The sequence below is a fragment of the Hoeflea ulvae genome (genome assembly GCF_026619435.1).
Classification (GTDB): Bacteria; Pseudomonadota; Alphaproteobacteria; order Rhizobiales; family Rhizobiaceae; genus Hoeflea; species Hoeflea ulvae.
This window is the reverse complement of the sequence record NZ_JAOVZQ010000001.1, coordinates 159,127-176,203: the sequence shown is the minus strand read 5'-3', so window position 1 is coordinate 176,203 and position 17,077 is coordinate 159,127. Positions and strand designations below refer to the sequence as shown.

The following is a 17,077-nucleotide window of genomic DNA, read 5'->3' as shown; positions in this document are numbered from 1 at the left end:
AACCAAGCCGAAGGGAATTTCCATGGCCAGACGTATTGTAGATTTGAGCCTGACGATCGAAGACAACATGCCTGCGCACAAGTTGTTTCAAAGCCCCGTCTATCTGAAGGCCTTGAGCCATGAAAGCACAGCCGCCCTCGGCCTAGGTGTGCCGGATGATGCCATGACCTTCCAGACCAATTTCATCGGAATGCTCGACCATGTCGGCACGCATGTCGATGCCTTCCTGCACGTCAATCCAAAGGGTGCGCCCGTGGATGAAATGCCGCTCGACTTGTTCATGGGAAAATCGGTTTGTCTGGATTTGCGCCACATCGGTAATCTTGAGGACATCACGGTAGAGCATATGGAGGCCGCCGAGCAGAAAGCCGGCGTCAAGGTCGATGGACACATCGTTCTTCTGTGCACCGGTTTTCACAATCGCAACCTGAATGATCCGAAGGCACTGGTCTGGGGCAATCCCGGTCTGACCACCGGCGCAACGCAGTGGCTGTTTGATCGCGGCTCCAAAATGCACGGTGTCGAAGGGCCATCCACAGACAAGCCATCCGACAATATTTTCGCCCAGCACAGGCTGTGCCGCGATTTGGGAATTTCGCATTTCGAATGGCTGGTCAATCTCGAAGAGCTTCTGGGCAAGGGCGAGTTTGAATTCATCGGCTTGCCGATCAAGTTCAAGGGCGGCTCAGGTTCCCCCGTTCGCGCGGTCGCTTTGCTGGACGAATAGTCCTCAGCAATCTTTCCATTCCAATTGACTCAGGGGCTCGACATGGCATCTGAATTTGCATTCAAGACCATCCGCGAGTTGAGCAATGGGCTCTCACGCAAGGAATACTCGCCAACCGAACTGTTGGCGAGTATTCGCGCGCACTACGAGCAGCTTGAACCGAAACTCAACATGTTTGTCCATGTTGATTTCGAGCTTGCGCAGCGGCAGGCCGCAGCCAGCGAGGCGCGGATCATGAACGGCAGCACGCTGAGTGAACTCGATGGCATTCCCACTTCCATCAAGGACCTCATCGCAGTAAAGGGCATGCCCATGAGGGCGGGTTCCAGAGCAACGCCGGATCAGCCGCAAACCGTTGACGCACCATCGGTGGAACGGCTGCGCAATGCCGGTGCGGTCATTCTCGGCAAGTCGACGACAAGCGAATTCGGATGCAAGGCGGTGGGCGACAGCGTGCTGACAGGCATTACCCGCAATCCTTGGGATACCGCCCGGACCCCCGGTGGCTCCAGCTGCGGGGCAGCCGCAATGGTTGCCGCCGGACTGGTGCCCTATGCGCTGGGAACGGATGGGGGTGGTTCCGTTCGCATCCCCGCTGCGCTGACGGGGCTGTTCGGTATCAAGGCGAATTTTGGCCGTGTGGCAGTCTTCCCGACTTCAGCGACGCCTACATTGGCCCATGTCGGACCTTTGACACATACAGCTGAGGACGCGTCCATCGTTCTCAGCACAATTGCCGGTTATGACCGCCGGGATCCGTTTACAGTCGTTGGTGCTCAGCCCAACTTCAGCGGTGGAACAAAGTCCTATCGCAACCTGAGAATCGCCTGGAGCCCGACGCTCGGCTATGGTCGTGTTGATCCGGAAGTTCTGCAATTAACCGAGCAGGCGGTCAAGCACATCGAAAGGCTGGGGCTGAATGTCGATCTGGTTGATCAGGTCATGGAAGATCCTATCGATATGTGGACCGCAGAATTTTATGCGGGCGTCGGCACCAGATTGAATAACACTATCCGGAACAAGCCTGAATTGCTGGATCCGCCTGTGCTGGAAATTCTCCAAAAGGCGCTTGAGCAGGATATGCAGGATTACTACCAGAGTGTCTTCAGGCGCTACGAATTCCGCGAGAAAATGCGCGCGTTTTTCGATGTTTACGATATCCTGTTGACCCCTACGTTGCCTGTGACGGCCTTCAAGGCCGGGCTTGATGTTCCGCCCGGCTACGAGGACAAGAACATTGTCTCCTGGGCCACATTTACCTACCCGTTCAATCTCACCGGGCAGCCGGCCGCCTCGATACCGGTGGGCTTTGCCAGCAATGGGATGCCGGTCGGGCTGCAGGCGATTTCCTCCACTCATGATGAGATTTCCATTCTCGCCCTGGCTCACGCGTATCAAAAATCGTCAAAATACCACCTGGAAAATCCCGGTTTGCATTCTTCCTAATGAAAAACGGCGCTTTGTATTAGAGATGTTCTATGTGACTGAAAACATATAAGTATACGCTGTTGTTACGTATCGAAAGCGTCGAAAACCCGTAACATCAGCCTTGACTTGGTCTATTTGTGACATCGTAGACTCTGGTCTAAAAGCTGGAGTTACGAATGGCACGCATCGGATATGCTCGCGTCAGCGCAACTGACCAAGATCTACACATTCAGACAGATAGACTGACCGCTGAGGGCTGCAGTCTCATCCGTTCGGAGAAGGTATCAGGCAAGAGCCGTGACGACCGGGACGAACTGGCAACCACACTTAGCTTCTTGCGGCCAGACGATGAATTGATCGTAACGCGGCTGGATCGGCTTGGCCGAGACACCCGCGATGTTTTGAACATCATCCATGAATGCGAACAGAAGCAGGCCTTCGTGACCGTGCTGGACCCTTACGTCTCAACCAAGGGTGACATGGGCCAGATCGTCATGACCGTGCTTGGCATGGTGGCGCAGATGGAGCGCCGGTTCATCAAAGAGCGGCAGCGCGAGGGGATCGACCGTGCCAAGTCGCTTGGCCGGTACAAGGGTGGCAAACAGCGCATCGATCGGGACGAAGTCCTGCGGTTGGCAGGCGGTGGCGAAAAGCCATCCGCTATTGCGCGATCTTGGATTGTTCGCGGATGCAGGTTTATCGGATCTTAAACGAACATGCGTGAACGCTCTCTGTCGCAGGTAAGTGATTCACTTCAGTGCAAAAATTGTTGGACCAAATGGAGTCATCGTTGAAATATGATACGATTTTGAATGAGACCGCCGCTACTGCGTGTCGCGGTAAGCCAGTTCGTTTCTGGCGAGTCTCAGGATACCCTCGACGCACTCATAGCGTTTGGTTTCAAACCAAATCCCCGTCAAGCCGAGGCGCGCTAGGAATGCGTTCCGACTCCTAAGTTCCTCGAGGCTTTCTGGGCATGACTCTACAACAAAATGCTGTGGGAGGTCGTCTCCATGATGGCTTGCTTTGATTGCTTTGAACACCTGAATGGTCCGGTCATTCTGCAAGCTACACCATAGAAATAGAAGGCTGTTATTTCGGTAGTAGTAATGCAGGCCACTTCCATTCGCTTCAGCATCGACAGGAACACGGCATTCGAGAACGGTCGGTCGCTGGCGGTGCCCGGAAACAGATAAGGGCTGGCGACATCCAGTTGCCGGGCTTGCTTTAGTATTTCGATGCACCGGTTACTCAGCGGAACCCGATGCGCAAGCTTGGCCTTCATCCGCTCGGCAGGAACCGTCCACAGCGCGTTCTCCAGGTCGATCTCTTTCCAGCTGGCCTCAAGCACCTCACCGGTTCGGCTGGCTGTCAAAATCAGGAATTCGAATGCAAGGCGTGCGATCTGGCCGTCATTGGTTGATGAGCGCAGCCGAGCGACGAAGGCTGGCACATCGGCATAGGGCAATGCCGCATGGTGTTTTTTTGTCTTCTGCTGCTTGGGCAGGCCTTTGGTGACACCAGATGTCGGGTTTTCACCGCGCCGGTATCCGGCACTACCAGCCCAATCCAGCACAGTGCCAATCCGCTGCCTTACCCTGCGCGCTGTTTCTGCTTTGCTCAGCCAGATCGGCGACAACACCTTCAGGATGTCAGGCGTCTGGATCTGATCCACGCGCATCTCGCCCAACACTGGAAAAGCGTAGGTCCTGAGCGTCGTCATCCATTGTTGCTGGTGCTTGGGGTTATCCCAGCTGGCCTTGTGGTCCCGAAAGACCTGCTCGGCTGCTTCGCTGAAAGTCGGCGCGGAATCAGGTGGTTTTCTCAATTCTGCGATGGGATCGCCGCCGCTCCGCGCGATACGTCGGTAATCGCGCGCGGTTTCGCGTGCCTCCGCCAAGGATATGATGGAAAGGCCACCGAGACCGATATCGCGCCGTCTGCCTTGCACCACAATACGCAGCACCCAGCGCTTGGCACCGGAGAGGTCGACGATCAGATAAAGTCCGTTGCCATCGGCATACCGGCCTGCTTAACTGATTTGACGGACTCTGAGCGCTGATAGCGCTTTATCCGGATGCATGCCTGTTGATTTCGGCATCCAAACTCTCGAGCCTCCACATTCCGTACCACATTCCGAATCGGATTGCAGCGTATTCCGTTGGATGCTGTTAGACTAGCGTTTTGGATTACCAATTGATATTAAAGAGATATCTGGATCTCCCTGTGCCCTACCGTACTCTATGTTCGCAGACACCCTCTCCGCCATTGGTTGGGCAGCAGATGCGATATCTTTCAGGTTTGTGACAGAGCATATGTGATTGATGCGGGCTGCCCGATATAAAGGGCCGTTTTCAAGGGCAGATGTTTGACCCCTGTTGTTTCAGCCGTCGTCAGCCGTAGCGCGCCAAACGCGGGAATGAAGTGTCGCAAATCTGGCCAGGACAGACCGTCCGCGCTCCACGCCCGGCCTTTGCGGGGTCACGACAGGTCAGGCCCTTGCGGCCACCTTCCGTCCCGGCTTGCAACAATGGTCTCTCTACATCCCAGGCGTGCGGTGACCATTCGCCGAAGAAACCCGGCCATCTCCTATTCCGGATTTGCTTGAGCGGGTCTGCGAAGCACGGCCAGCCGCCAGGCAGGGCAAGACAGCATCAGCGAGTCCCGCCGCAAGTACTGAACTGCCCGATTTTATTCAAGTTTTATACGTTAGCATTAATCACTCGTTTACGAGGAAATTCTTGACCTCACTTCGGTGTGCCTTTACGTTCCACAAATGTTAACAAACAGTTAATGTCCGCGCGATGCTGTGTCGCGCGGTGGGAGCATCGGCGGCGAATGTGCTGCTTCGTGTGGTGGGGGTGCAGGCAGGGATGTTGGTAGACCGTCACTCATTTCAATCCGTGAAAAAAGTTTCACGCACTTAATGCAGGGAAATGACATGCAAATCTTCAAGACCTTTCTTATGGCTGCGACTGCGCTTTCAATGACCGCCGGAGCGGTGCTCGCAGACGACAACAAGGCCTTCACCAACCAGGTCAACTCCAGTGCCAATGGTTCGAACACGGCTCTGGTGACCCAGAGCGGTAAGAACAACCAGGCTGGCGCGGCCGGCAATGCAATGTTGCAGAAGAATCAAGGCTCCAAGGTCGGCAACAACCTGGATATCCTTCAGAGTGGCGACAACAACGAAATCGGCGTTGTCGACCTGTCGCAGCTGACCGAGAACGGAAATTCCGACGGCAACTCGGCCGACCTGACCCAGAAGTCCAGCGGCAACGTTGTGGGCAAGGTGGATCAGAGGGACCGGTTCGGCGGTGCTCCCAATGCGCCAGGCAATATTCTGACGATCGTACAGGGCGACCTCAATGACGGCGCCTCGGACGGCAATACGATCAACACCGTGACCCAGGACAAGCACAAGGGCACCGGCAACACGGCTGATGTCAGCATGAGCGGTGCCAACAACACGATCAACAAGATCACCCAGGTCAGTACCGGCGGAGAAGGCGTCAACACGCTGGATGTCGACATCTCGGGCAGCAACAACGGCAATGGCACGCTTTCCGGCTTTGCCGCATCGAGCGGCGCCACCTCAAGCGAGCTGTTGCAGGGCTATGCCGATGTGAATAACGGCAATGCCGACAAGGGCGGCAACTCGGCCAATCTGGTCATCTCCGGCCATGGCAACCAGTTCGGCGTCACGCAGGAATTTTTCGACAACAGCGTCGGCACGCTGACAATCGCTGGCGACAACAACCAGCTTGGCGTGGCGCAGGTCGGTAACACGAATACTGTGAGCATCGCGACCATCGCTGGTGACGGCAACAATATCGGCGTCGAGCAGATCGGCACGACGAACACCGCATCCGTCAGTGTGCTCCAGGACAACAACGCCTTTGGCGTGCAGCAGAATGGCAGCACGAACGATGCTGACATCAGCGTCGATGGCAACGGCAATGGTTTGACCAGCACCACACCGACCCTGTCGGGTGATGCGCTGACCGCTGCCGGTGCCTCGCTGGTTCAGGCCGGCCTGGTTGAGCAGCAGGGCAACGACAACGTCGTGACCGCGTCCTTCACCGGCGACAACAACCTGTTCGGCATGCTGCAGGACGGCAATGGCAACAACATCTCCGGCACTGTAGCCGGCAGCCAGAACCAGGCGATCATCGCGCAGGTCGGAAGCTCCAATCAGGCGTCGTTCAGCCAGCAGGGCAACGGCAACAATCTGGGCGTCAACCAGTAAGCAACAAGCATTGCGGCCGGGCGGGAAACCACCCGGCCGCATCCACATGCCTCGCCCGGATTGACGCGCGTCGCAGTGCATGGGGAAGACTGAACGTCTTTCACTGCGATGACAGATCTTCGCACTGTCCTCGACACGGCAGGCCCCGCTTCTCCTGCTTCCGTCATCATAGTGTTATAGTGTTGAACTTACCGCCCGACGCACGGCCAGGCTCCATTGAGCGGTTGCCGTTACCGGGACACCAGCCCGACAATCCCTCCTCGTTCCTGACAGATCCTGTTCCATTGCCGCGGGTCGCCTGACACAGGCACCGTTCGAGGTTGCGCAGTTCAGCCGAAGCGCTGGTCGCCGCCTTCATTGCGTCCTGTCCGGCAGGGACTTTCACTGCCTCCATATCCACCGGTCTGATCGCCGCTTGAGCAGTCAAGTGTTAACCACTGTGAGATGTTTTGCGGCAATTTGCCTTCAAACGGGGCAATTTCCAGGGTCCGTAAAGAATATACTCATCAAGACTTGTCAGATGTCGAGGTTGCACATGAAGGGTTAGTCCATGCAAGCAAGGCGCAAGTCGGAACTTTCGGCACTGCAGAACGAGATACTTGAGGCCGTGGCCACGGGTGTCCCTTTTGCCGTGGTTGCCGATACCTTGTGCCGCCGCGCCGAAACGCTTGCGCCGGGCGCCTTCTGCACGATCGCCGGTGTTGACGCCGAAGGGCTGATCCGCCCGCTCGCCGGGCCCAGCCTGCCGAAATCCTATGGTGAGGCGCTGGACGGGGCCGCCATCGGGCCAAAGGTCGGATCCTGCGGAACCGCCGCCTATTTCGGCATTCCGGTCGAAGTCACCGATATCGCCACGGATGAGCGCTGGAAGGATTTTCAGGATCTGGTGCTGCCGCTGGGGCTGAAGGCCTGCTGGTCGAGCCCGATCAAGTCTCCCGAAGGCCGGGTCGTCGGCACATTCGCATTCTATTACAGCACGTCGCGCGGACCCAGCGAACTGGAACGGCAGCTCGTCGACACCTGCGTCCATCTGTGTGCCATCGCCATGGAGCGGGACGAGGTCAGCCGCCGCTTGCGCCATCTGGCCTATCATGACCAGTTGACCGGCCTGTTCAACCGCTATGCCTTTGATGAAGTCATCGCCCGCAACATGGCTGCGCCGGCGCGGCGCTTCGGCCTGTTGCTGCTCGATATCGACAATCTCAAGCTGGTCAATGACGCCATGGGCCATTCGGTCGGAGATGCGGTGATACGCGAAGTCGGCCAACGGCTATCCAGCCCGGGCAGCGGAATGAATGTCTACCGGCTCGGCGGCGATGAGTTCGCCATTCTGTGCCGTGATTGCGACAACGCCGAACAGATGGCCGAGCTTGCCGGACGGCTGCTCGGCCAGATGGAGCAGCCCTATGAATGTGACCGCAACACCATCATCCTGCAGGTCACCATTGGCGGCGTTCTGAGCGACCACGGTGACACCGGCGCCGACATGCTGCGTCAGAATGCGGATCTCGCGCTGCATCATGCCAAGCGGGTGGCACGAGGCGGATATGTCCTTTTCCACCCCGGCCTGCGCAGCGCGATCCAGTGCCGCACCGAGCAGATCGCGCTGTTGGACAAGGCGCTGGATGAAGACCGGGTGCTGGCACATTTCCAGCCGGTGATCTGCATGCGCCGCGCCAAGATCGTCGGTGTCGAAGCGCTTGCGCGTATCCGCACCGATGAGGGAAAGATCATCAGCGCGGGCGCCTTTGCCATGGGGCTGACCGATTCCAAGAATGCCTTTCGCCTGACCAGCTGCATGCTGGAGAAAGTTGCCGGCGCCATGCGCGGCTGGCTCGACCAGGGACTGGAACTGCGCCATGTGGCGATCAATCTCTCGACGGTCGATTTCCAGCGCGGCAATCTCGAAGAGCGTCTGCGGTCGGCCTTTTCCGCCCATGATGTGCCGCTGCACAATCTCCAGATCGAAGTCACCGAAAATGTGTTGATGGATCAGGACGTGGCCAGCCAGGTGGCCCGTTTGCGCGAGCAGGGCATGCAGGTTGCGCTTGACGATTTCGGCACCGGCTATGCCTCGCTGAGCCATCTCAAGGATTTCCCGCTCGACTATATCAAGATCGACAAGTCCTTTGTCGACAGCCTGCTCACCGACACGGCCTGCAATGCCATCGTCGAGGCGCTGATCAGCATGGCGGACAAGATGAAGATCGGCATTATCGCCGAGGGGATCGAGACGGCAGAGCAGGCGGAACGGCTGCTCGAGATCGGCTGTCCGCTGGCGCAGGGCTATTTTTATGCCCGTCCCGTCGATGGCGAGACCATCGCCACCCTGATGCGCTCCTTTGGCGGAAAGATCCGCAGGCAGGACCCTGCCACGGACCGGCTGCGCACACCGGCCTGAATGGCACAGCCGCTGCCCTGATCCCGCGCAAGTCAATTCTGTAGGCGTTGACTATTGGCCGTCGATGTCCGGCGTTGCAGGCGGGCCGCCGTCGAGATCGGCGATCAGGGCTTCCATTTCGGCAATTTCACGTTTCTGGGTTTCGATGATTCCGTCGGCGAGTTCGCGCACCCGCGGGTCAGACAGGTTGGCGCGGGTGCTGGTCAGGATGGCGATGGAATGGTGCGGGATCATGGCTTTCATCCAGGCGGTGTCGCCGACCGTATCCTGACTGCGCACCAGATAGAGGCTGGAGGCGAAGGCGATCAGCGAGGCGGCGAAAATCGCCATGTTTGCCTTGCGGTTGGTGTACATCGACAGCATGAAGGCCAGCATGATCGCCGCCATCACGCCGCCCATATAGAGCGCCATCCAGAGCCTCGTCTGGCTGAACCAGATATGGCTGCTGTCCCAGGTGTTGAGATACATCAGTGCGTACATCACCACGGTGGATGTCACAATCATTGCGATGAAGCGGGAATAGGCCATTTCGATCTCCGTGTTCATGCCGTCTCAGAGGGTAACGACGTTGCCGCGCTGGAAGGTTCCACAGACTGTCAGGAAAATTGCCTTGACCTTCCATTGACTGGAAGGATTAGAGTCGCTGCAACTCAGCAAGGATCTGCGAAATGGACCACCAGACTCACACTCATGACGATGGCCACTGCACGCATCATCACGACGCCCCCGCAGTCGACACCGACGCGCTTTTTCAGGCGGCGACCGTGCCGGTTGACGGCAAGGTCAAGGACCCGGTCTGCTGCATGGACGTGACGCTCGGCAAGGGCAAGCCCAGCCTCAGCTACAAGGGGTCGGAGTTTCATTTCTGCTCGACCGGCTGTCACGACAAGTTCGAGCGCGATCCGTTCTTCTATCTGTCGGGCAACAAGGCGCGGCAGAACAAGGCAGCTCCGAAGAATGCCATGTACACCTGCCCGATGGATCCCGAAATCATCCAGGAAGGCCCCGGGACCTGCCCGATCTGCGGCATGGCGCTGGAGCCGATGGATGGCGTTGCCGAAGGCCCGAACCACGAGCTCATTGATTTCACTCGGCGGCTCTGGGTCAGCGCCGGGGCGGCGATCCCGCTGCTGGTCCTGACCATGGCGCCAATGCTCGGACTGCCGGTGCGTGAGTGGCTGGGCGAAACGCTGACGCTCTATCTGGAATTCGCGCTGGCAACGCCGGTGGTGATCTGGGCGGCGCGGCCGTTTTTTCACCGCGGCTGGACCTCGGTCAAGACCTGGAACCTCAACATGTGGACGCTGATCATGATCGGCGTGGGTTCGGCCTATCTTTATTCGACGGTCGCCACCTTTCTTCCCGGGCTGTTTCCGGCCGGGCTGCAGATGCCCGGCGGGCACATGCCGGTCTATTTCGAGGCGGCGGTGGTGATCATCGCGCTGGTGTTTGTCGGCCAGGTGCTTGAACTCAGGGCGCGGGAGCGAACCGGTGACGCCATTCGCGCGCTGCTGGACCTGGCGCCCAAGACCGCGCGCCGGATCACGCCCGATGGCGACGAATATGACGCGCCGCTGGAAAACATTGTCGAGGGCGACCGGCTGCGGGTGAGGCCGGGTGAGGCGATCCCGGTGGATTCAGTTGTCATCGAAGGCCGCACCGCGGTGGATGAAAGCATGCTGACTGGCGAACCGCTGGCGGTGGAAAAGGGCGAGGGCGACGAGGTCACCGGCGGCACGCTCAACAAGAACGGCAGCCTGGTTGTCCGGGCGGCCCGGGTCGGCGACGAGACCAAGCTGGCGCGGATCGTCGCCATGGTGTCGGCGGCGCAGCGCTCGCGGGCGCCAATCCAGGGGCTCGCCAACCGGGTTGCGTCCTATTTCGTGCCGACAGTGGTTCTCGTTGCCGTCATCGCCTTTGTCACATGGATGCTGATCGGGCCCGATCCGGCCTTTGTCTTTGCCATCGTTTCGGCGGTGTCGGTGCTGATCATCGCCTGCCCCTGTGCGCTGGGGCTTGCGACGCCGATGTCGATCATGACGGCGACCGGGCGCGGGGCCCAGGCAGGCGTTTTGATCAAGGATGCCGAGGCGCTTGAACGCATGGCCAAGGTCGATGTGCTGGTGGTCGACAAGACCGGCACGCTGACCGAAGGCAAGCCGGTGCTGACTGACGTTGTCTGTTTCGGATCAACCGGGGAAAGCGAGATGCTGGCGCTGGTGCGCGGGCTCGAGGCCGGTTCGGAGCATCCGCTGGCCGAGGCCATTGTCGAGGGCATTGCAGACCGCGATATCGCGGCGGCACCGGTCATGGATTTCGAATCGGTTACCGGCAAGGGCGTTGCCGGGACGTCCGGAACGCAGCGGATTGCGCTTGGCAATGCGGCAATGATGGATGTTGCCGGGGTGGATCACAGTGCGGCCAACGAGCAGGCCGATGCATTGCGCAGCCAGGGCAAGACGGCGATGTTTGTGGCGATCGACGGTGAGCTTGCCGGCCTTGTCGCCGTTGCCGATCCGATCAAGCCGACGACGAAAGACGCCATTTCCGCGCTGCATCGTGCCGGCCTGACCATCATCATGGCGACCGGCGACAATGAGACGACGGCGCGCGCGGTAGCGAGCCAATTGGGCATCGACGATGTCCGCGCCGGTGTGCTGCCGGAAGACAAGAAGGCCCTGGTTGATGAACTGCACAGGGCCGGCCACAAGGTGGCGATGGCCGGGGACGGGGTCAATGACGCCCCGGCGCTGGCTGCGGCCGAAGTCGGAATCGCCATGGGCACGGGTGCCGATGTTGCCGTTGAAAGCGCCGGCATCACCCTGCTCAAGGGCGATCTCGGCGGCATCCTGCGTGCGCGTACCCTGTCGGAGGCGACGCTGCGCAACATCAAGCAGAACCTGTTCTTTGCCTTCGCCTATAACAGCGTCGGTGTGCCGATTGCCGCCGGACTGCTCTATCCGATCACCGGAACCCTGCTGTCGCCTATGATCGCGGCCGCGGCGATGAGCCTGTCCTCGGTGTCGGTGATCAGCAATGCGCTGCGGCTGCGGCGGGTCAAGCTCGATGCTTGACCTTCCATCAGGTGGAAGCGGTAGGAGTGGATCATGATCACGGAATTTGAGCAGGGAGGCAGACCATGAATATCGGCCAGGCATCTGACGCGACCGGCCTGCCGGCCAAGACCATCCGCTATTACGAGGATATCGACCTGATCAAGCCTGCGCGGGCAGCCAATGGCTATCGCGATTATGACAATGCGGATGTGCATCGTCTGGCTTTCATCCAGCGCTCGCGCAGCCTCGGCTTCTCCATTGATGAATGCCGCGCGCTGCTGTCGCTGTATGAGGACAAGGCGCGGGCGAGTTCCGACGTCAAGGCGCTGGCGCTTGAGAAGATCACCGAGATCGACCGCAAGCTCAAGGAGCTCAAGTCGCTGCGCGCCACACTCAAGACGCTTGCCGATAATTGCCACGGTGACGACCGGCCGGACTGTCCGATCATCGATGAAATGGCCAGGGGAGTGGGCGCGTGAACTGGCGCAGGATCGGCTTGATTGCCGTGGTGGCGGGCAGTGCGGTGTTTGTCGGCCGCGTCCTTCTGGCACCTCCACCTCCCGCCACTGGTGCGGCGATGGCAAGCGTGGTGGTGCCGGAGCTGTCGGCGGGTGCGCAAGCGGGCGAGAGCCTGTTCAACCGCTCCTGTGCCGCCTGTCATGGCGCCGATGCGGCCGGGCAGGGCGGAGTTGCGCCGCCGCTGGTTCACAAGATCTACGAACCGAGCCATCACGGCGACGCCGCGTTTCACCTGGCTGCCGGGAACGGCGTGCGGGCGCATCATTGGGGTTTTGGCAACATGCCCCCGGTCGAGGGGATCACGGATCCGGAGCTTGAGAAGATCGTGCTCTATGTGCGCGAACTTCAACGTGCCAACGGTATCCTGTAGCGGCGGTCGGGGTCCTGGCTGGTGCGGGAATTATCAGCTCCGCGTGGTTGCACGCCCGGCCAGAGCGACTAAAACAGGCTTCAGCCGCCCAATGAGGGCGCGAAGATTGTTGAGGAATGCCCATGCCACGCTTTGCCGCGAACCTGTCGATGATGTTCACCGAACACGCCTTTGAGGACCGGTTCCAGGCTGCTGCCGATGCCGGCTTCAACGCGGTGGAGTTCCTGTTTCCCTATGACCATCCGGCCGAGACCATTGCCAAATGGTGTGCGGCGGCACAGGTCGAGCAGGTACTGTTCAACCTCAGGCCGGGCGACATGGATGCCGGAGACCGGGGTCTGGCCGCCCTGCCGGACCGCAAGCAGGAATTCCGCCAATCTGTGCAGACCGCGCTCGATTATGCCGGCGTCATCGGGACGCGGCGCCTGCACATGATGGCGGGGCTTGCCGATGCGTCCGACCCGGCTCACCGCGCCAGCTATATGGACAGCGTGGCATTTGCCGCCGACGCGGCGGCGGAACAGGGCATCTGCATCCTGATCGAGCCGATCAACGGGCGCGACATGCCGGGTTATTTCCTCAATGATTTCGGACTTGCCGCTCAATTGCTGGCAGAACTCGATCACCCCAATGCCCGGCTGCAATTCGACATCTATCACCGGCAGATCCTGCATGGCGACGTGCTCAGGGGGCTTGAGCAGCTGATGCCGCTGATCGGCCATGTGCAGGTGGCCTCGGTGCCGGACCGGCATGAGCCCGGATCGGGCGAGCTCGATGATGTCCGCATCTTCGCGGCGCTCGACGAGCTGGGTTATCAGGGCTTTGTCGGCTGCGAGTACCGGCCGGAAGCCGCAACGCTTGACGGGCTCGGCTGGATCAGGCGGACCCGCGCCACCTGATCCGGCGCGGCGCTCCCTCAGGCCTGTTGCCGGTCGGCATGGCGCATCAGGCCGGAGAAGACCAGCGGCAGGATGACAAAGACCGGCAAGGCCATGTAGATCAGCGCGAAGCCGGTGTGCTCGGCGATGAAGCCGATCACCGATGGCGCGAACAGGATGCCCGAATAGCCCATGAAGGTGACCACCGAGATCGCCAGTCCCTGCGGCAGGCCGGGCAGGTTTCCGGCGGCGGAGAAGGCGATCGGGACGGTGTTGGCAAAGCCCAACCCGGCGAGTGCGAAGCCGACAATGGCGATCTGGGCGGAAGGGGCTGCCCCGGCCAGGCCGAGCCCGGCCATGGCCAGAATGGCCGAGACCCGGAAGGTGGCGACCGCACCGTAGCGGTCGCGGACCAGATCGCCGAGAAACCGCATCAGCGCCATGGCCGCCGAAAAGGCCCCGAAGGCCAGTCCGGACAGGGCCGGGCTGGCGCCCAGTTCCTGCCGCAGATACAGCGCGCCCCAATCCAGAATGGCGCCTTCCGGCGTCATCACGATCAGGCAGATGATGCCGGTCAGCCACACGGTGGCCCCGGCGGCGAGCAGGCCGGGCCGGGACGAGGGCTGGCCGTGGATATGGGCTTCGTGCGGGTGCGGCGGATCAGCGAGCGCCCGCGGCCAGGCCAGTGCGACGCCGGCCAGCGCCAGCGTCGAGGCAGCGAGCGCATGAATGTGCACGCCGTAACCGGCAATCAGCACTCCGCCGAGCCCGGCGCCGGCGACGCCGCCCAGGCTCCAGAAGCCATGGCAGGAGGACATGATGGCGCGGCTCTGGCGTTTTTCCACCTCCACCGCATTGGCGTTCATGGCAACATCCATGCCGCCGATGACGCCGCCAAAGACAAACAGAGCCATGGCTGCAAGCCAGATCGAGGGCGCGACCGTCACAAGCGGCAGGCAGGCAATGGTTGCCGCCGCCAATGCCAGCATCACGCGGCGTGACCCGCGGCCGGCAATCAGCGCGCCGACGGCCGGCATGGCGCACAGCGAGCCGATGCCGAAGCACATGATCATCAGCCCCAGATCGCTCTCGTCCAGGCCGAGCCGCAGGGCGAATTCGGGAATCTTCGGCGCCCAGCTCCCCACCAGGAATCCATTGATCAGGAACATCAGCGAGACTGCAAATCGTTGCGGCGAGAGCAGCGGTGGGGCTGCAAGGGTGGTCGTAGACATGGTTTTTTCCATACTAAATCGATTTAATTGCCATAACCGAATTCTCCGCAGAGGTAAATCTGGCCGGTGATCACAGTCTGAGTGACGATGTGACACACCGTGAATTTCTACTGGTTTGCAGAAAAAAGATGCGGTTATGGACCCTGACGTGTTAAGGCCGCGCAACTGGGAGCGCAAGGCCGGGTATTCAGTCTGGCCGGCCGGAATAAATCAGGAGAATACGGATGGAGACAGCATCAGCGAGGGAATGGGTTGGGCGTTTGCGGCCTTACCGGCAACCGGATGACCGGCGCAGCGCATTTGAAACATTCCTTACCTGCGGGCTTCTGGTCCTGTTTTGGGTGCTGATGTGGTTCGCGCTTTCGATCAACACACTGCTGACGCTGGCACTGTCGATCCCGGCGGCACTGATGATGGTGCGGCTGTTCATCATCCAGCATGATTGCGGCCACGGCTCGATGTTCTCATCGGCCAAGTGGAACGACCGCGTCGGCCGTGCGCTCGGCGTGGTCACCCTGACGCCCTATGATTACTGGCGCCGGTCGCATGCCATGCACCATGCGGCATCGGGCAATCTCGACCGTCGCGGCATCGGCGACATCGATACGCTGACGGTGGAGGAATATCTTGCCCTGTCGAAATTCGGCCGGCTGAAATACCGCCTCTACCGCCATCCGATCGTAATGTTCGGCATCGGACCCGCCTTCATCTTCCTGCTGCAACATCGCGTGCCGATCGCCGCGCTGAAGGACGGGGTGATGTCCTGGGCCAGCGTCATGATCACCAATCTGGCCATCGTCGCCATGTGGGTGGCGCTCGGCCTGCTGGTCGGCTTCAAGGCATTCCTGATCATCCATCTGCCGATCATGCTGATCGGCGCGTCGGTGGGCGTCTGGATGTTCTATGTCCAGCACCAGTTCGACCCAACCCACTGGGAGCGGGCTCCGGAATGGGAGCGGGAATCGGCGGCCCTGCACGGCAGTTCGTTCTACGACCTGCCCAAGCCGTTGATGTGGCTGACCGGCAATATCGGCATTCACCACGTGCATCACCTGTCGAGCCGCATTCCGTTCTACCGCCTGCCCCAGGTTCTGAAGGATTTCCCCGAACTGGCCGACATCGGCCGGCTGAGCCTGTGGCAGAGTTTCCGCTGCGTCCGTCTGACGCTGTGGGACGAAGAGCTTCGGCGGCTGGTACCGTTCCGGTCGCTTCGCGACAGGACCGCGGCCGTTGCGGCCTGAGGCTGCCCCGGAGATCCGCATCTGACACCCGCGTTCGGGTTGTGCCCCTGGGCCGATCCGGACGCGCGATTGCGCTTTCGCTTGTGCAGCCTGAAAAAACAGTGTAAGGCTGAGCCATCGATTTTTGACCGGACGACTTGGTCGCGCACCGCCAGAGGCGGAGACACGCTCAACACTTCACATAAACTCGATGACTAACGCCTGCGCCGAGCGCTTTAAAGAGCGCTTGCGCCGGAAAATGCATTCATGGACATAAAGGACTCCCCCATGAAAACCGGTACTGTCAAATTCTACAACGACCAAAAGGGCTTCGGCTTCATCGCACCTGACGACGGCAGCAAGGATGTATTCGTACACGCCACTGCACTTGAGCGTGCTGGCATGCGCGGTCTGGCCGAAGGCCAGAAGGTGACTTTCGACACCGCTGAAGACCGTCGCACCGGCAAGACCGCCGTTTCGACAATCCAGGCTGACTGAAAAGTCTCGCCTGAGACGGGCTGGCTCGGCTGGTCGCTGTGATTTGATTGCGCCCGGGAACCAAGGTTTCCGGGCGTTTTCGTGCGCGCATGGCAGTCAGGGCCGGACGGCACCGGCTGCGCCAGGGCAGTCGAACGCGAAAAGCCGGCCCCTGAAGGACCGGCTTTCAAGCCAAGGCATCAAACCCTGGAAGCTTTTGGAAGCTCAGGCGCTTTCTTTTGGCGTCAGAACCTGGCGGCCGCGATACATGCCTGTCTTCAGGTCGATGTGGTGCGGACGGCGCAGTTCGCCGGAATTCTTGTCCTCGACATAGGTCGGGGCCTTGAGGGCGTCGGCGGAGCGGCGCATGCCGCGCTTGGACGGGGTGGTTTTACGCTTTGGAACAGCCATGACGAACTCCAGTTCAACTTTCAAGGCATGTCCAACGGTCGACCCAAGGGCCGAAACTGACACATGCCGATTTCGGAAATTTGCCGGGCTTATACATGGCATTTCGGTG

General features: G+C 60.2%; 14 protein-coding genes and 2 pseudogenes. 11 read left to right on the top strand and 5 right to left on the bottom strand.

Annotation, left to right across the window (positions count from 1 at the left end; translation table 11 throughout):
- The first annotated feature begins 22 nt into the window (after positions 1–22).
- From OEG82_RS00850 to OEG82_RS00840, 3 genes and pseudogenes are all read left to right on the top strand, one after another.
- On the top strand, positions 23–727 hold the full coding sequence (locus OEG82_RS00850) for a cyclase family protein (protein ID WP_267610573.1): 705 nt from the start codon (positions 23–25) through the stop codon (positions 725–727).
- A gap of 42 nt (positions 728–769) precedes the next feature.
- On the top strand, positions 770–2,173 hold the full coding sequence (locus tag OEG82_RS00845; RefSeq protein ID WP_267610572.1) for an amidase: 1,404 nt from the start codon (positions 770–772) through the stop codon (positions 2,171–2,173).
- Positions 2,174–2,331: 158 nt separating this feature from the next.
- Positions 2,332–2,879, top strand: a pseudogene (locus tag OEG82_RS00840) (recombinase family protein).
- Positions 2,880–3,137: 258 nt separating this feature from the next.
- Here the strand turns inward: OEG82_RS00840 and OEG82_RS00835 are convergent.
- Together OEG82_RS00835 and OEG82_RS00830 are read right to left on the bottom strand one after the other, a co-directional pair.
- On the bottom strand, positions 3,138–3,983 hold the full coding sequence (locus tag OEG82_RS00835) for a tyrosine-type recombinase/integrase (protein WP_425497619.1): 846 nt from the start codon (positions 3,981–3,983) through the stop codon (positions 3,138–3,140).
- A gap of 6 nt (positions 3,984–3,989) precedes the next feature.
- A pseudogene (locus tag OEG82_RS00830) lies at positions 3,990–4,169 on the bottom strand (Arm DNA-binding domain-containing protein); the annotation flags it as partial.
- 795 nt (positions 4,170–4,964) lie between these two features.
- Between OEG82_RS00830 and OEG82_RS00825 the strand changes: the two are divergent.
- Positions 4,965–6,404, top strand: a complete 1,440-nt coding sequence (locus OEG82_RS00825; protein WP_267610571.1) for a hypothetical protein — start codon at positions 4,965–4,967, stop codon at positions 6,402–6,404.
- A 550-nt stretch (positions 6,405–6,954) separates the two neighbouring features.
- On the top strand, positions 6,955–8,805 hold the full coding sequence (locus OEG82_RS00820; RefSeq protein ID WP_267610570.1) for a bifunctional diguanylate cyclase/phosphodiesterase: 1,851 nt from the start codon (positions 6,955–6,957) through the stop codon (positions 8,803–8,805).
- A 51-nt stretch (positions 8,806–8,856) separates the two neighbouring features.
- Here OEG82_RS00820 and OEG82_RS00815 read toward each other — a convergent pair whose 3' ends face one another.
- Positions 8,857–9,333, bottom strand: coding sequence for a DUF305 domain-containing protein (locus tag OEG82_RS00815; RefSeq protein WP_267614806.1), 477 nt, complete (start codon positions 9,331–9,333; stop codon positions 8,857–8,859).
- A 140-nt stretch (positions 9,334–9,473) separates the two neighbouring features.
- Between OEG82_RS00815 and OEG82_RS00810 the strand changes: the two genes are divergently transcribed.
- From OEG82_RS00810 to otnI, 4 genes are all read left to right on the top strand, one after another.
- Positions 9,474–11,879, top strand: a complete 2,406-nt coding sequence (locus OEG82_RS00810; protein WP_267610569.1) for a heavy metal translocating P-type ATPase — start codon at positions 9,474–9,476, stop codon at positions 11,877–11,879.
- A 65-nt stretch (positions 11,880–11,944) separates the two neighbouring features.
- Positions 11,945–12,340 carry a Cu(I)-responsive transcriptional regulator gene (gene cueR, locus OEG82_RS00805; protein WP_267610568.1) on the top strand — a complete coding sequence of 132 codons (396 nt, stop codon included), beginning with the start codon at positions 11,945–11,947 and terminating at the stop codon, positions 12,338–12,340.
- Entirely contained in the window at positions 12,337–12,750 is a 414-nt protein-coding gene (locus OEG82_RS00800; RefSeq protein WP_267610567.1) for a c-type cytochrome, read from the top strand. The genes cueR and OEG82_RS00800 overlap by 4 nt, the downstream gene beginning before the upstream one ends.
- Positions 12,751–12,872: 122 nt before the next feature.
- Entirely contained in the window at positions 12,873–13,649 is a 777-nt protein-coding gene (gene otnI / locus OEG82_RS00795) for a 2-oxo-tetronate isomerase (RefSeq protein WP_267610566.1), read from the top strand.
- Positions 13,650–13,666: 17 nt separating this feature from the next.
- Here otnI and OEG82_RS00790 read toward each other — a convergent pair whose 3' ends face one another.
- On the bottom strand, positions 13,667–14,872 hold the full coding sequence (locus tag OEG82_RS00790; RefSeq protein ID WP_425497499.1) for an MFS transporter: 1,206 nt from the start codon (positions 14,870–14,872) through the stop codon (positions 13,667–13,669).
- Positions 14,873–15,084: 212 nt separating this feature from the next.
- Between OEG82_RS00790 and OEG82_RS00785 the strand changes: the two genes are divergently transcribed.
- Complete coding sequence (locus OEG82_RS00785; RefSeq protein WP_267610564.1) at positions 15,085–16,101, top strand: fatty acid desaturase; 1,017 nt, start codon at positions 15,085–15,087, stop codon at positions 16,099–16,101.
- Between the two features lie 267 nt (positions 16,102–16,368).
- Positions 16,369–16,578 (top strand): cold-shock protein, encoded by a 210-nt coding sequence (locus tag OEG82_RS00780; protein ID WP_045650076.1) that lies wholly within the window; start codon positions 16,369–16,371, stop codon positions 16,576–16,578.
- Between the two features lie 204 nt (positions 16,579–16,782).
- On the opposite strand, the gene rpmF is transcribed toward OEG82_RS00780, so the two are convergent.
- A complete protein-coding gene (gene rpmF, locus OEG82_RS00775) occupies positions 16,783–16,968 on the bottom strand; it encodes a 50S ribosomal protein L32 (RefSeq protein WP_097106820.1) in 186 nt (61 codons plus the stop codon).
- Positions 16,969–17,077 lie beyond the last annotated feature (109 nt).